Source organism: Mycobacteriales bacterium (assembly GCA_035995165.1).
GTDB lineage: Bacteria > Actinomycetota > Actinomycetes > Mycobacteriales > CADCTP01 > CADCTP01.
The window spans coordinates 16,432-29,417 of record DASYKU010000002.1; the positions used below are offsets into that span (position 1 = coordinate 16,432).

At 72.6% G+C, this 12,986-nt stretch carries 16 protein-coding genes and 1 tRNA gene; 7 read left to right on the plus strand and 10 right to left on the minus strand.

Annotated features, from left to right (window positions below; genetic code table 11):
- Nucleotides 1–3: 3 nt before the first annotated feature.
- On the minus strand, nt 4–1,311 hold the full coding sequence (locus tag VGP36_00215; protein HEV7653150.1) for a hypothetical protein: 1,308 nt from the start codon (nt 1,309–1,311) through the stop codon (nt 4–6).
- 82 nt (nt 1,312–1,393) lie between these two features.
- Nucleotides 1,394–2,431 carry an aminotransferase class V-fold PLP-dependent enzyme gene (locus VGP36_00220; GenBank protein ID HEV7653151.1) on the minus strand — a complete coding sequence of 346 codons (1,038 nt, stop codon included), beginning with the start codon at nt 2,429–2,431 and terminating at the stop codon, nt 1,394–1,396.
- Between the two features lie 64 nt (nt 2,432–2,495).
- Between VGP36_00220 and VGP36_00225 the strand changes: the two genes are divergently transcribed.
- A tRNA-Ala gene (locus VGP36_00225) sits at nt 2,496–2,568 on the plus strand.
- 789 nt (nt 2,569–3,357) lie between these two features.
- Here VGP36_00225 and VGP36_00230 read toward each other — a convergent pair.
- The gene (locus tag VGP36_00230) at nt 3,358–3,504 is read right to left on the minus strand and encodes a hypothetical protein (GenBank protein HEV7653152.1); all 147 of its coding nucleotides are present in this window, start codon (nt 3,502–3,504) and stop codon (nt 3,358–3,360) included.
- Between the two features lie 1,255 nt (nt 3,505–4,759).
- Nucleotides 4,760–4,930, minus strand: a complete 171-nt coding sequence (locus tag VGP36_00235) for an NAD-dependent epimerase/dehydratase family protein (GenBank protein HEV7653153.1) — start codon at nt 4,928–4,930, stop codon at nt 4,760–4,762.
- An 86-nt stretch (nt 4,931–5,016) separates the two neighbouring features.
- On the opposite strand from VGP36_00235, the gene VGP36_00240 reads away from it, so the two are divergent.
- The 4 genes from VGP36_00240 (at nt 5,017) to VGP36_00255 (ending at nt 7,317) form a co-directional block, all read left to right on the plus strand.
- The gene (locus tag VGP36_00240; protein HEV7653154.1) at nt 5,017–5,574 is read left to right on the plus strand and encodes a TetR/AcrR family transcriptional regulator; all 558 of its coding nucleotides are present in this window, start codon (nt 5,017–5,019) and stop codon (nt 5,572–5,574) included.
- A 47-nt stretch (nt 5,575–5,621) separates the two neighbouring features.
- Nucleotides 5,622–6,059 (plus strand): type II toxin-antitoxin system PemK/MazF family toxin, encoded by a 438-nt coding sequence (locus VGP36_00245; protein HEV7653155.1) that lies wholly within the window; start codon nt 5,622–5,624, stop codon nt 6,057–6,059.
- A 65-nt stretch (nt 6,060–6,124) separates the two neighbouring features.
- Nucleotides 6,125–6,928, plus strand: a complete 804-nt coding sequence (locus VGP36_00250; protein ID HEV7653156.1) for a methyltransferase domain-containing protein — start codon at nt 6,125–6,127, stop codon at nt 6,926–6,928.
- Nucleotides 6,929–7,098: 170 nt separating this feature from the next.
- Entirely contained in the window at nt 7,099–7,317 is a 219-nt protein-coding gene (locus VGP36_00255) for a hypothetical protein (protein ID HEV7653157.1), read from the plus strand.
- A 2-nt stretch (nt 7,318–7,319) separates the two neighbouring features.
- Here the strand turns inward: VGP36_00255 and VGP36_00260 are convergent, their stop codons facing one another.
- Nucleotides 7,320–7,892 (minus strand): helix-turn-helix domain-containing protein, encoded by a 573-nt coding sequence (locus VGP36_00260; protein HEV7653158.1) that lies wholly within the window; start codon nt 7,890–7,892, stop codon nt 7,320–7,322.
- Nucleotides 7,893–7,956: 64 nt separating this feature from the next.
- Between VGP36_00260 and VGP36_00265 the strand changes: the two genes are divergently transcribed.
- Both VGP36_00265 and VGP36_00270 read left to right on the plus strand, forming a co-directional pair.
- Nucleotides 7,957–8,544, plus strand: coding sequence for a dienelactone hydrolase family protein (locus VGP36_00265; GenBank protein HEV7653159.1), 588 nt, complete (start codon nt 7,957–7,959; stop codon nt 8,542–8,544).
- 64 nt (nt 8,545–8,608) lie between these two features.
- Nucleotides 8,609–9,979 (plus strand): glycosyltransferase, encoded by a 1,371-nt coding sequence (locus VGP36_00270; protein HEV7653160.1) that lies wholly within the window; start codon nt 8,609–8,611, stop codon nt 9,977–9,979.
- Nucleotides 9,980–10,050: 71 nt separating this feature from the next.
- Here VGP36_00270 and VGP36_00275 read toward each other — a convergent pair whose 3' ends face one another.
- From VGP36_00275 to VGP36_00295, 5 genes are all read right to left on the minus strand, one after another.
- Nucleotides 10,051–10,251, minus strand: a complete 201-nt coding sequence (locus VGP36_00275) for a hypothetical protein (GenBank protein HEV7653161.1) — start codon at nt 10,249–10,251, stop codon at nt 10,051–10,053.
- 263 nt (nt 10,252–10,514) lie between these two features.
- Nucleotides 10,515–11,375 (minus strand): LLM class flavin-dependent oxidoreductase, encoded by an 861-nt coding sequence (locus VGP36_00280; GenBank protein ID HEV7653162.1) that lies wholly within the window; start codon nt 11,373–11,375, stop codon nt 10,515–10,517.
- A gap of 7 nt (nt 11,376–11,382) precedes the next feature.
- Nucleotides 11,383–11,643 carry a DUF6295 family protein gene (locus VGP36_00285; GenBank protein HEV7653163.1) on the minus strand — a complete coding sequence of 87 codons (261 nt, stop codon included), beginning with the start codon at nt 11,641–11,643 and terminating at the stop codon, nt 11,383–11,385.
- Nucleotides 11,644–11,654: 11 nt separating this feature from the next.
- Complete coding sequence (locus tag VGP36_00290; protein ID HEV7653164.1) at nt 11,655–12,422, minus strand: dienelactone hydrolase family protein; 768 nt, start codon at nt 12,420–12,422, stop codon at nt 11,655–11,657.
- Between the two features lie 111 nt (nt 12,423–12,533).
- Nucleotides 12,534–12,914, minus strand: coding sequence for a hypothetical protein (locus tag VGP36_00295; GenBank protein ID HEV7653165.1), 381 nt, complete (start codon nt 12,912–12,914; stop codon nt 12,534–12,536).
- Nucleotides 12,915–12,986 lie beyond the last annotated feature (72 nt).

Here is a 12,986-nt window from a genome sequence, read left to right on the forward strand (position 1 = left end):
GCTTCACACCATGCCGCGGAGGCGGGCGGCGGCGTGGGCGGCGTCGCGGGCCCGGTCGTCCTCGCCCCGCAGCGCCAGCAACCGCCCGTGGTGGTCGAGCACCTCGACCGCCACCGTACGAGCCTCGCGGTCGACCAGCGTGGCCGGGAACAACTGCTCGGCGACCCCGCCGGCCCACGCGGCCAGGTCCATCGCCAGCGCCGGATCGCGGTCGCCCTCGGCCCGGCGCGAGACGGCGAGCAGCACCGCGGCCCACGGCGGCCCGAGCGACGGCAGCTGGTAGCGCAGCGCCTCCGACTCCAGCCGCGACGCGCCGGCCAGCAGCGCGTGCGCCTCCACCCCGAGCCGGGCCCCGCGTACCGGGTCCAGCGGCAGCAGCTGCGCGGCCGAGACCGCCAGGGTGCCGCCGAGCCGCGCGGCCGCGTCCGCCGACCGGGCGCCGTACCCGAGCGGGACCACCGCCCGGTCCATCGGCACCACCAGCTCGACGTCCACCGCCGGCCGGACGACCGCGCGGTCGCCGATCCGCGGCGGCTGCCGCCCGAGCCGCTGCCGGGCCGCGTCCAGCGCGGTCGCCACGGTCACCGCGAGCATCGGTGGGTGGGTCGAGTTCTGCCGCTCGCCCAGCACGGTCGGCACCCCGCCGGGCAGCCCGCCGATCCGCCGGGTCACCGTGCCGGCCTGGTCGGCCAGGTCGCGCCGCCCGTGCGCGGTGTGCACGGCGATCGCGACCGTCAGCGCCCGGCGCAGCTGGGCGACGTCGGCGCCCCGCTCGCCCGGCTGGTTCAGGTAGAGCCGGACCGCGAGGTCGGCCGACCCCACCGCCAGGTCCGGGTCCCCGTACGCGGCCTGGACATCGGCGTTCGCGGCCAGCACCCGGGCCAGCTCCCGCTGCCGCGGGTCGTCGGGATCGTCCCCGGCCGTCTGCCGGTAGTGCAGCACCGCCGACTGCGCGTCCACGATCGCGGACGCCCCCGCCCCGGCCAGCCCGTACGCGGTGGCCCGCCGGGCCTGCACGTCCGCGATCCGGTCCGCGACCGGCAACCGCCGCCCCGGCAGCCGCCCGTACGCCTCCTCGGCCTCGTCCAGCGCCGCGACCGCCTCCTCGGGCCGGCCGGAGGACAGCAGCGAGTAGCCGAGGTCGTACAGGACCGGGCCGAGGGCCCGGTCATCGGTGCCGCGGACCGCCTCGGCCGCGGCCTCCTGAGCCTGCACCGCCGCGGCGAAGTCGCCGACCCGGGCGGCGTTGCGGCCGCGGCGGACCAGGCCGGCCTGGGGGGCGGAGTCGGCCGGGTCCCGTCGCCCGAACACGCCGCCACCCCGCACAGGGAGATCCTTCCGGCATCCGGTCGTCGCAGGAATGCCCCGACCGGGCGAGTAGCGTCGCGGATGATCAGCGCTGGGTGAGCGCCTCGATCGCGGCGTCCGCGTCGGCCTCGGTGTTGTAGAGGTGGAACGCGACCCGCAGCGAGCCGTTGCGGATCGACGCCGTGATGCCGGCCGCCGCGAACCGCTCGGCCGCGTCCGGCCTGGTCAGGGACACGATCGCGGAGTCGCCCGGCGGCAGCCCGAGCCCGGTCCGGAACCGGTTGGCGAGCGCGACGTCGTGCGCGTGCACGGCCTGGATCCCGATCGACTCGACCACCGCCAGCGAGGCGGCCGTCCCGACCCAGTCGAACCAGCCGGGGGAGACGTCGAAGCGGCGGGCGTCCTTGGCCAGCCGCAGCGGCAGGCCGTAGTAGGAATCGTCCGGCACCTCGCCCGCGAACCATCCGGCGCTCAGCGGCACCACCCGCTCGGCCAGCTCCGGCCGGATCACCAGGAAGGCCGTCCCCCGCGGCGACATCAGCCACTTGTACGCCCCGCAGACCAGCACGTCGGCGTTCCCGGCGTGGGTGGGCAGCCAGCCCACGGCCTGGGTCGCGTCGGCGATCGTGATCGCCCCGTACGCCCGGGCCTTCTTCGCGACCGCGGACATGTCGGTGACCTGTCCGGTCGCGGACTGCACCACGCTGTATGCCACGGCGGTCACCCGCTCGTCGATCGCGTCGACGAGATCGCCCACCGGCACCGCGACGACCTCCACCCCGCGGCCGGCGTGCACGAGGTAGGGGAAGACGTTCGAGGTGAACTCGATGTCCGGCACCAGCACCCGGGCGCCGTCGGGAAGCGCGGCCGCGACCAGCCCGACCAGCGCCGACACCGTCCCACCGATCGCCACGTCCGCGGTGTCCGCCCCGACCAGCCGCCCGAACGAATGCCGCGCCCGCTCGACGCTCTCTTCCCACACGCCGCGGTTGGTCCGCCCGCCCCGCCAGCCGTCCAGCACCAGCCGCAGTTCCCGCAGCGTCTGGTGCGGCGGCAGCCCGTACGTGGCCGTGTTCAGGTAGCCGGGCTCGGCGTCCCACAGCTCCGGGATCCGATGCGTCACGACGCTCCCACCTCCCACCCGACAGTGCCTCCCCGCCAGCATGTACCATCGATCGTCGTACCAAGGGGCTGTGGCGCAGCTGGTAGCGCACCACACTGGCAGTGTGGGGGTCAGGGGTTCGAGTCCCCTCAGCTCCACCCTTGTGAGCAGGGCCGACGGACCGTCCGGCCAGCTCAGGCCGGGCGTTCGTTCGTTGACAGCACCAAGGTCCCAGGCGGTACGGACGATGCGGGCGACGTGCGCGGAGACGCCGACGCCGTCGAGCGCAACCCCGGACAGCCGGCGCTCACCGAGACCGAAGTCCTCGGCGGATTTGGTGGCGTACGTCGCCAGGTACGCCGCCACCCGCTCCGGAGTCAGTACGCGGTCGGTGCCGCCTCCGATTACCTGGACGTCGACTTGCTCACCGAACCGCAGCAGGTTCGGTTCGGATGCGCCGGCGGGTACAGGCTGGGCGTGACCGATCCCCGCCGGCCGCCCTCCCGGCCGCCGCTTCAGTACCGCATGTGGTGGCTGCAGGCGGTCATCGGCGTTGGTTTGCTGGTTGTCGCTGTCGGTTGGGCTACTACTCGTGAGCGCGACGATCGGCTGGTCCTGGCGATCGTCTGGAGCCTCCTGGGTCTGACTCAGCTCGGCATGGGTCTCTATAACCGGCGACAGGGTCAGCTCGCAGAGGCAGGCCGGGCAGGTCCACGACTAGCCGGACCTGGTTTACGGCGCTCCATACGGCGTCGCTGAGGCAATCGGGCCCACCGGCAGCGACGCCGGCGTAGAGGAGCTGCCACCTGTCCACTGCCACAGTTCGCCGACCGTCACGAAGGACACGAACCACACCGCGCCGGCGATGCGAGCCGTCAGCGCTGGGCTGAGACGGTCTCGCAGGATCCGCGACGCTACGTCCGTGTCCAGTACGACGTACCGCACGGTCAGGTGAGGTCGGCGTTGCGCTGCTCCCGGATGAAGACCAGGAACTCGTCCAGCTCCTCATCTGAAGTGAACGCGCCGTACGCCATCGAATGCGGGTCATCGATCGGCTTGGCGCCCTTGCGGCGCACCAGCTCCTCGGTCGGCACCTGTCCACGACGGCCAGGGAGCATGATCGGACGGGCCGCCCCACGTCACGCGTGCACGGACGCGGGTATCGCGGCACCTCCGGGTGACGGATCACTTCTGTACGGCTGCGCGAAGGGAAGATGTAGAAACTTCTCTTCGCGCAGCCGTATAGTTGTGCCATGAGGAGCTCCGGCGTCAGGGACGTCAGCGTCAAGGAGGCGGCCAGCTGGCTCGGTGTCTCCGAACGGCGTGTGCAGGCCCTCATCGAGGCGGACCGTCTCTCCGCCCGCCGAGTGGGCCGATCATGGCTGATTCCCATCGCAGAGTTGCCGCGAGCGAGGTATCGCAGTCGCCCGTTGAGCCCTCGCATGGCGCAGGCGCTGCTTGACAGTCTGTCCGGCATACCAGTAAGCGTGTCTGCAAGCGAACGAGCGCGACTCCAAGGCAGGCTGGACGCCCTTCTCCAGGAAGGTGATCCCGCGAGCCTCCTCCGCTCATGGCTGGCTGCGGCGGCACCGCCGATCCGTCGATTCTTGGTGGCCCCGGCCGACCTCCAGGACTTGAGTGACGATTCGCGGGTCGTGCCGGCGGGCTTCAGCGACTCTCGATCGGGGATCGCCGTTGTCGGAGAGTTTGAGGGGTGGGTCGCAGCCGACAGTCTCGAGGGTCTCCAGCAGCAGTTCCTCCTGATCGAATCCTCGCAGTCAAACGTGTTCCTGCACGTGGCACCTGAACTCCCGGCTAGTCCGCTGCCGTTGGGATGGGTCCTGGCTGATTTGTCTGCTCACGGTGGCCCTCGGGAGTCGGCGGCCGTACGGAGGCTCTTGGCCGAACAGGTGATCGACCAGGTCCTTACTGGCCCTTCGAAGAGGCAGTCGGGCGCCACGACGGGATCTGCGCCGCCCGAAGGGACCGGCGAAGCACGGGCAGCCAAGACGCAGGCAGCAGCGGCCAAGCACGCGATGCGAGCAGCCAAGGCGGAGGTGGCTGCCAAGCGAGCCCATGAGCGGGCGAAGGCCGCGCGATCACAAGCAAGGAAAGCGGAGCGAGCGGCGGCCAAGGCCCGGGTCGACGGAGCTCAAGGCGCGGACGTCACATGAGCGGGCCGATTGTGCTTCCCCCTCTTGTGAAGGCCCATCGAGACGCATGGATCGCAATTCTGCAAGTCGCCCAGCGGCATCCCGAGCACTGGACGCTGGTGGGTGGCCAGATGGTGTTGCTGCACTGCTGGGAGCGTGGCCATGCACCATCGCGTCCCACTACGGACGGAGACGCTCATGCCGGCCCCGTCCCATTCGACCGCCCGGCGTCGCCCGGCCGACCGGCGCGGGCAGCCTCCGGCCGGCGGGCCGTCGTACGGACCGGGCAGCCGCGGCGGAGCAGTTCGGCGACGCACCAGCCGCCGATGTAGCCGGTGCCGCCGGTGACCAGCACGCGTCCTGACATGACGTGCTCCCTCCGGATAAAGTGGAGACCCCTCCATTAGTTGCAGCTCCGTACTGGAGGGGCTCCACGTAGTCGACGGTCGGAGGGTGCGGGTGAACGCACAGTGGAAGCGCTCGGACGCACGGGACAACCGTGTGCGGATCCTGGCCGCGGCCCGGGACGCGCTGGTCGAGGACGGCTCGGCGTCCCTGTCCGAGATCGCCCGGCGCGCCGAGGTCGGCATCGGCACGCTCTACCGCAACTTCCCGACCCGGGAGTCGCTGGTCCTCGAGGTCTACCGGGACGACCTGGACCGGCTGATCGCGCTGGCCCCGGAGCTGCTGCGGGAGCACCCGCCGCTCGACGCCCTGCAACGCTGGCTGGACGAGGTCGGCCACTACGCCCGGCTCAAGTACGGGATCTCGGAGATCGTCCACGCCGCGACCAACGGCGGCCTCGACGACCCGGCCTACGACCCGTTCGTGGCGGCGATCGGCACGCTGCTCACCGCCGGCGCGAAGGCGGGGGAGCTCAAGCCCGGCCTCGACCCGGAGGACGTCCTGCTCCAGCTGAGCGTGCTCTGGCGCCTCGACCCCGCCCGCCACGGCCGCGACCGCACCGACCGCATCCTCCGTATGATCATCGACGGTCTGAAGCCCCACTGAGCTTCCGGCCGCCCTGGCATGCTGTCGGCGTGGTGAAGCTGGGCGGCATGTTGCGGCGGGTTCTGTCGGGTCGTCCTGGGGGCAGGCCGGCGGTCCGCACCGCGCCGACGCGGGACCGGGCGCGGACGATCGTGTACGCGCCGCGACTCGACGGGGACGCGGATCCCGGCGAGGTGGTCTGGGCCTGGGTCCCGTACGAGGAGAACGACGGGCGCGGCAAGGACCGGCCGCTGCTCGTGGTCGGCCGCAGCCACGGGCACCTGCTCGGCCTGATGCTGTCCAGCCAGCCGGACCACCGCGGCGAGCAGAACTGGTTCCCGATCGGATCAGGACCCTGGGACGGCGAGTCCCGGCCGTCCTTCCTCCGCCTCGACCGCGTACTCGAGGTCCCCGACCACGCCCTCCGCCGCGAAGGCGCGATCCTCGACCACGCCCGCTTCGACGGGGTCGCCCACGAACTCCGCACCCACTACGGCTGGAGCTGAGCATGCCGCCGGTGTCAGGACCTTCCCCGACGGGGTCAGCGTCGCGCAGCGCCGGGATCGCGGCCTTGTTCGACCGGGTGGCGGCGTCGTACGAGAACGTCGGGGTGCCGTGGTTCGCGCCGATCGGGGAGGCCCTCGTCCGGGCGGTCGCGCCGATCGGCGGCGAGCGTGCGCTCGATCTGGGGTGTGGGCGGGGTGCGGCGCTGTTCCCACTCGTCGCGGCGGTCGGGCCGGCCGGCCGGGTCACCGGCATCGACCTGTCCGCCGCGATGGTGGCCCGCACCGCCGCCGACGCCGGCGCCCGCGGTCTGTCCACAGTGGACCTGCACGTGATGGACGCGAGCGCGCCGGATCTCCCGCCCGAGTCGTACGACCTGGCGGTGTCGTCGCTGGTGATCTTCTTCCTGCCCGATCCGGGCGCGGCGCTGCGGTCCTGGCTGGAGCTGCTCGCACCCGGCGGCCGGCTCGGCATCTCGACGTTCGGACCCCGGGACCAGGCCTGGGTGGACCTCGACTCGGTGTTCCGGCCGTTCCTGCCCGCCCATCTCCTTGATCCCCGCACCAGCGGCGAGTCCGGCCCGTTCGCCAGCGACGCCGGGGTGGAGGACCTCCTCACCGCGGCCGGGTTCACCGGCGTCCGGACGGCCGGCCTGGAGGTCTCGGTGACCTTCCAGGACGCGGCGCAGTGGCGGACCTGGTCCCGCTCGCACGGGCAGCGGGCGATGTGGGAGTCCGTCCCCGAAGCCGACCGGGACGAGGTCATGGACGCCGCGGCCGCCCACCTCGACGCCGCCCGCGGCCCGGACGGCCGCATCACCCTCACGCAGCAGGTCCGCCTCACCCTCGGCGAACGCGCCGTTCCTCAGTAGCGGAGCTCGCCCCACAGCCGGGGGTCCGGCCGGGTACGACAGCCCGACCCGGTCAACCGGGAGTACCGCCGCCTGTTCGGCGCGCCGCCCGGCCAGGACGCGGGGCGCCTGCGCGAGCGGACCGGCTCGGCCGACGCCCGGCACCGGCCGTGACGGGGTATACCTGGGGCGTGTTGCTGCGGTGGTGGACCAAGATGACGTACATGCCGTGGTGGCGGCACCTGGTCGGGATCCCGACCGCGGTCGCCATCGGGATCGTCTGGTTCGTGGTCCTGCGGGGGAGCCCGTGGCCGCCGATCGTCGTGATCGGCCTCATCGTCGCCGGCTACCTCGGCCTCGCCGTCGCGAGCTACCGGGCCGGCCGCCGCCGGTCGCAGCGGGTGCTCTGAGCTCAGGCGGCCGGGTCCGGGAGGGTGGGGGCGTCGGTGGGATAGAGGCCGGCGACGAACCCGTAGACCTGGTCGCCGGCGCGCGGGATCTGGGCGAACCGGCGGGCGAGCTCCTGGACCTCGGCCCAGAACGCGCGGACGTCCTCGCGCGCGATCCGGGCGTGTACGAGCGTGCAGCGCAGGTCGTCGGCGGCGTGCGCGGCGGCGGACTCGGCGGTCGCCTCGGCCAGGCCGTTCATCCGGGCGACGACCTGCTTGTCCTCCTGGCGGTGCAGCGCGCCGACGTAGTAGGTACGGGCGACGCGGCCGTAGAAGCGCTCCTCGATGGCGCGGACCCGGCGGGTGCGGACGATCTTGAGCAGGTGCGTCTCGACCAGCAGGTTCACGTGGTAGGCGATGGTGCTCTTGGGGCGGTCGACGGCCCGGGCCAGCTCGGTCACGGTCGCGGCCCGCTCCAGCATCAGGTCGAGCAGGGTGCCGCGCAGCGGGTCGGCCAGCGCCCGCAGCTGCTCGGGCGCCGTGACCACGAGCATCTCGTCGAGGCCGTAGTCGGGGATCTGCTCATTGACCGACATCTCTGGACCATTCTAGAGTTATGGACCGTTCGACCAGCGTAGTCCGATGAGAGGGAGTCTAGAGATGGCCGAAGTCCTGCTCTTCCACCACGTCCAGGGGCTCACCGAGGGGATGCGCGCGTTCGCCGACCAGCTGCGCGCGGGCGGGCACACCGTGCACACGCCGGACCTGTTCGACGGGGCGCTGCCGCCGACCGTCGAGGACGGCATCAAGCAGGTCCAGAGCATCGGGGAGGAGACGCTCGGCGAGCGCGCGGACAAGATCGTCGCCGACCTGCCCGAGGGCCTGGTCTACGCCGGCTTCTCCTGGGGCGCGGCCACGGCGCAGCGGCTGACCCAGACCCGGCCCGGCGCCCGCGGCGCGCTGCTCTACGAGTCCTGCATCCCGCTGACCGGCGACTGGGCGTTCGGCCCGTGGCCGCAGGGCGTGCCGGTGCAGATCCACGGCATGGACGCCGACCCGATCTTCGCGCTGGAGGGCGACCTCGACGCGGCCAGGGAGCTCGTCTCGATCGTCGGCCCCGGGGCCGAGCTGTTCACCTACTCCGGCGACAAGCACCTGTTCTCCGACAGCTCGCTGCCCTCCTACGACGCGGACGCCGCGGCACAGGTGATCCAGCGCTCGCGGGAGTTCCTCGACCGGATCGGCTGATCCGGGGCGACCGCTATCCTCCACGCTCGACCGGCATCGGGTCGGGTCGTACGAGGAGGCAAGGGTGGGCGACCGGCTGATCTTTCAGCTCGGCACCAACAACTGGCAGCGGGACGGGGAGTTCGCGCCGGGGTCCGGGATCCTGCACGAGGCGCACCACCACGCGTACAACGCCCTGCCGGGGATCCGGGCCTACTCGATGTACCCGTCGCGCCGGCAGCGGTTCCAGCAGGAGGACGTGCGCGTCTTCGAACTGGACCACGACATCCCGATCTGCGAGTCGATCTCGCCGGTGAGCAGCTACCGGTGGCACAGCATGAGCGAGGCCGAGGTCGCGGCGTACCGGCTGCGGCTGACCAACGCGGTCGCGGACTGGATCGACGAGATCGAGGCGCGGACCGGGGACACCTTCGAGCTCGCGATCGCGCACCACGCGTTCATGAACACGGTGGTGCTGCGGGACGTGAACCGGCGCCGGGTCGCCTCCGGGCGCAACCGCATGACGGTGGTGTGCTTCGCCCACGGCACCGAGCTGAAGATGTACGCCAACGAGCGCGCCGGCGACCAGCCGGAGGAGTTCCCGCTGCGGTTCCTGCCGTTCATGCAGCAGGAGAAGATCTTCGACTACGCCGACCCGGACCACGGCGTGGACGTCGTCGCGGCCATCTCCGACGAGCAGATCGAGGCGTTCCTCGGGGTGTTCCCGGAGTTCCCGCGCGACCACGTGGTCCGCTCCCACAACGGCTACAACCAGGACGTCTTCCACAGGCTCCCCGGCACGTACGAGGACCGCGCACGGGTGCTGGCCGGGTTCACCACCCAGCCGGCGCTGGGCACCGGGCGGACGGCCCAGCCGGTCGTGCCGGCCGGTGGGTTCGACGCGGTGGTGATGTTCTGCGGGAAGTTCGCGGACTGGAAGCGGCTGGACGCGCTGCTGCGCGCGGCCGCGGTCTACGAGCAGCGGGAGGACCGCCGGATCCTCACGCTGGTCGTGGGTTCCGGGCCGATCGAGGCCCAGATCCAGATGCAGGACCTGGCCGACGAGCTCGGGCTGCGCCGGACGTACTTCCTCGGGCCGCGCCCGCAGGACGAGCTGGCGGTGCTGTTCAACTGCGCCGACATCGGCTGCTTCCCGTCGTACCGGGAGCCGTTCGGGCTGGTGTTCATCGAGTGCATGGCCTGCGGGACGCCGGTGATCGGCGCCGACTCGGGCGGTCCGCGGGACTTCGTCACCTCCGCGGTCGGCACGCTGGTGCCGGAGACCGACGACCGCGCGGCGCTGTCGGCGTCCCTGGCCGCGACGGTGGGTCAGGCGTTCGACGAGGACTGGAAGAAGGTCAAGGGACCGGTCGCGGAGACGTACGCGCGGGAGAACTTCAGCGTCGTGTACCAGGTCTCCGAGCTGCTCGCCGCCATCAACCGCCTCACGGGCTGAACCCCGACGCCCCGGACCTTCGACCTCGCGCCGCGCGGACCGTGACCCGTGTCGTGCGGATGGGGACCGGGCTAGTCGGCGTCGGTGGCGGCGGGGGGCGTGACGGCGGCGAGGAGGCGGGTGGCGGCGTCGCGGACGGTCTGGCGTTCCTCGTCGGTCAGCTCGGCGGCGCGCTGCTCGACGACCCAGGCCGCGCGGGGCAGGTCGAGCACGATCCACGGGGTCAGCCGTTCGCCCGGCGACCACTCCAGTGACATGCGCTCCGGTTCCATCGCCCGAGTGTGATCCACCCGGACGTCCCGGTCGAGGGGCCGTACGGTCGGGCGGTGTCGACGGTGGGGTGGATCTGCCGGCCGAGGCGGTGAACACGGCGGTCGCGGGGGTGACGGACTGGCGGCGGCCCTCGCAGCGGGAGACCGACCTGGGCGCTCGGGAGATCGCCGAGCTGGTGCCCGACCGGCGACGGCCGGGCAGCCGGTTGCGGCCGCGACGGAGGCCTGGATCGCCCTGCCCACAGGAGATCTCGCCGAACTCCTCAGAGGGCGCGGTTGACCTCGGCGGCGAAGGCGACGAACGACTCCGGGTCGGGTTCGTCGGCGGTCGGCTGGAGGACGACCGTGTCGGCGCCGGCCTCGGCCCAGCGGGCCACCTGCTCGGCGACGGCGTCGGCCGATCCGACGGCGGCCCGGTCCACGGCGGACGGCCAGCCCCAGCGGGTCGCCTCGGCGTCCACACGCGACTGTCCATCCGGGCCGGTCGCGGCGACCAGGTAGACGGTGATCGGGTGCGGGCCGGTCCGGCCGGCGCGGCCCTCCTCGATGAGTGCGCGCGCCTCGGTGAGCGCGGCCGGGGTCGTGCCGCCGGTGAGGATCGTGCCGTCGGCGTGCGCGCCGGTCAGCCGCAGCGTGCGCGGCCCCTCGGCGCCGGCCAGGACGGGCGGGGCGGCGGCGGGCGGCCAGTCCAGCGCGACGTTCTCGAGCTGGACGTACCGGCCGGCGGTGGTGACCGGGCGGCCGGCCAGCAGTTCCCGCAGCGCATCCAGCTGCTCCCGCAGCAGCGTCAGCGGCGACCCGACGCGGGCGCCGACCTGACCCATCCAGTCCTGGACGCCGTGCCCGACGCCGATCACCGGCCGGCCCGGGAACAGCCGGTGCAGCGTCGCCAGCTCCATCGCGGTGATCGCGACGTTGCGCAGCGGGACCGGCAGCAGCCCGACCCCGACCGCGAGCCGGTCGGTCCAGGCCAGCGCGGCCGCGGCGGCCGCGATGCCGCTCTCCCGGAAGCAGTCCTCCCAGAGCCAGAGCTGCGGGAGGCCGGCTTCGTCCGCCGCCGTCGCGACCGCGCGCAGCCGCTCGGGCGGGAACTGAGGCAGGAAAACGGCACCGACGGTCGTCACGACGGTCCTACACCCCGCTGGCTTCGGCCTGGGTGATGGCGTCCTGCAGCTGCGCCAGCAGCGCCCGGCCGGACTCGAGGTCGAGCTCCAGCGCGACCCGCGCGTCCAGGCCGAGGTCGTAGTTGGTGAAGTCGAGCAGCAGCGCGTGCTCGTCCCCGCTGTGGGTGGCGTGGTCGTAGCCGACCGTCGCCCGGGTCAGCGGGAACCAGCCGGCCTCGCCCTTGGCCATGCCGGTCATCGGATGGCTCACCGCGATCATCGTGCACATGGTCGGCCTCCTCAGGCGTGGAGCTTGTCGGCGAAGAACCCGAAGATCCGGTTCCAGGCGTCCATCGCCTGCTCCTGCCGGTACATCGGGGTGTGGTAGTAGAAGAAGCCGTGGCCGGCGTCGTCGTACCGGTGGAACTCGTAGTCCTTGCCGGCCGCCTTGAGCCGCTCCTCGTGCACGTCGACCTGGTCCGCGGTCGGGCTCACGTCGTCGTTGCCGAACAGGCCCAGCAGCGGGACGGCCAGCTTCTCGGTGTGCTCGATCGGCGCGACCGGCCGGGCCGGGGTCGCGTCCTCGGGCGCGGCCACCACGCCGCCGCCCCAGAGGTCGATGACCGCGTCGAACCCGGGCACCGTCGAGGCGACGAGCACCGCGTGCCGGCCGCCGGAGCAGGTGCCGAGGATGCCGGTCTTGCCGTTGTGGGTCGGCTGCGTCTTCAGCCAGGCCAGCGCCGCGGCGCAGTCGGCGACCACGCTCTCGTCGTGGACACCGCCCTCGCTGCGGACCTTGGCGGTCACGTCGTCCGGGGTGCCGTGCCCGTACCGGCAGTAGAGGTCGGGGGCGATCACCTCGTAGCCGTGCCGGGCCAGCCGCTCGACGAACTCCTGGCTGAACTCGTCGAAGCCGGGCATGTGGTGCGCCAGCACCACGCCCGGGAACGGGCCGTCGCCGTCGGGCCGGGCGACGTACGCATGGATCTCGTCACCACCACCGCCCGGGAACGTCGTGATCCGGGCCGAGACACTGACCGGGCCGGCCGTCGAGAACGAATTCCACATCAGAATTCCAACCTCCGCATCGCGGCATCCTCTGCCGACGGCTCTTGGGTATCACAAGCCGGTACGGCGGCCGTGCCCGGGCGGTTCCGGATCGTCCACTCCGGACGGACGTCAGCGGTGGCCGGAGGGCAGCAGCATCACCAGGGCCATCAGCGGCAGCATGATCACGTGGCCGAGGGGGAGCAGCAAGGAGCCGGGCAGGACACCGGCCCAGTACGGCACGACCAGCGCGGCGAACGGCACGACCATGGCCGCGCTCATCAGCGTGATGCCGCGCCGGCCGTGGCCGCGCACGGCCATCCAGCCGGCCATCGCGACGGTCATGTCGGTGGCCATGGCGAGGGCCATGGTGTCCGGGCGGTCGGCGTACGCGGGCCAGACCGCCCGCCAGACCGGCGCCAGCGCGACCATCCCGACGGTCATCGCGACGATCATCTCCAGATAGTGCCCGGCGAACGCGAGGACCGGACGGCGGGCGGTGGTGACGTGCATGGCGACCTCCTGGTGACGTGTTGACACCGGAAGGGTCGGTCAGCCGGGGGTCCGGCCGGATCTGCCGAAGGT

Coding starts and splice junctions, on each gene's coding strand:
- VGP36_00235 (HEV7653153.1), bottom strand. CDS start 4,930: ATGTCAGGACGCGTGCTGGTCACCGGCGGCACCGGCTACATCGGCGGC.
- VGP36_00245 (HEV7653155.1), top strand. CDS start 5,622: ATGTTGCGGCGGGTTCTGTCGGGTCGTCCTGGGGGCAGGCCGGCGGTC.
- VGP36_00260 (HEV7653158.1), bottom strand. CDS start 7,892: ATGTCGGTCAATGAGCAGATCCCCGACTACGGCCTCGACGAGATGCTC.
- VGP36_00265 (HEV7653159.1), top strand. CDS start 7,957: ATGGCCGAAGTCCTGCTCTTCCACCACGTCCAGGGGCTCACCGAGGGG.
- VGP36_00275 (HEV7653161.1), bottom strand. CDS start 10,251: ATGGAACCGGAGCGCATGTCACTGGAGTGGTCGCCGGGCGAACGGCTG.
- VGP36_00285 (HEV7653163.1), bottom strand. CDS start 11,643: ATGTGCACGATGATCGCGGTGAGCCATCCGATGACCGGCATGGCCAAG.
- VGP36_00290 (HEV7653164.1), bottom strand. CDS start 12,422: ATGTGGAATTCGTTCTCGACGGCCGGCCCGGTCAGTGTCTCGGCCCGG.
- VGP36_00295 (HEV7653165.1), bottom strand. CDS start 12,914: ATGCACGTCACCACCGCCCGCCGTCCGGTCCTCGCGTTCGCCGGGCAC.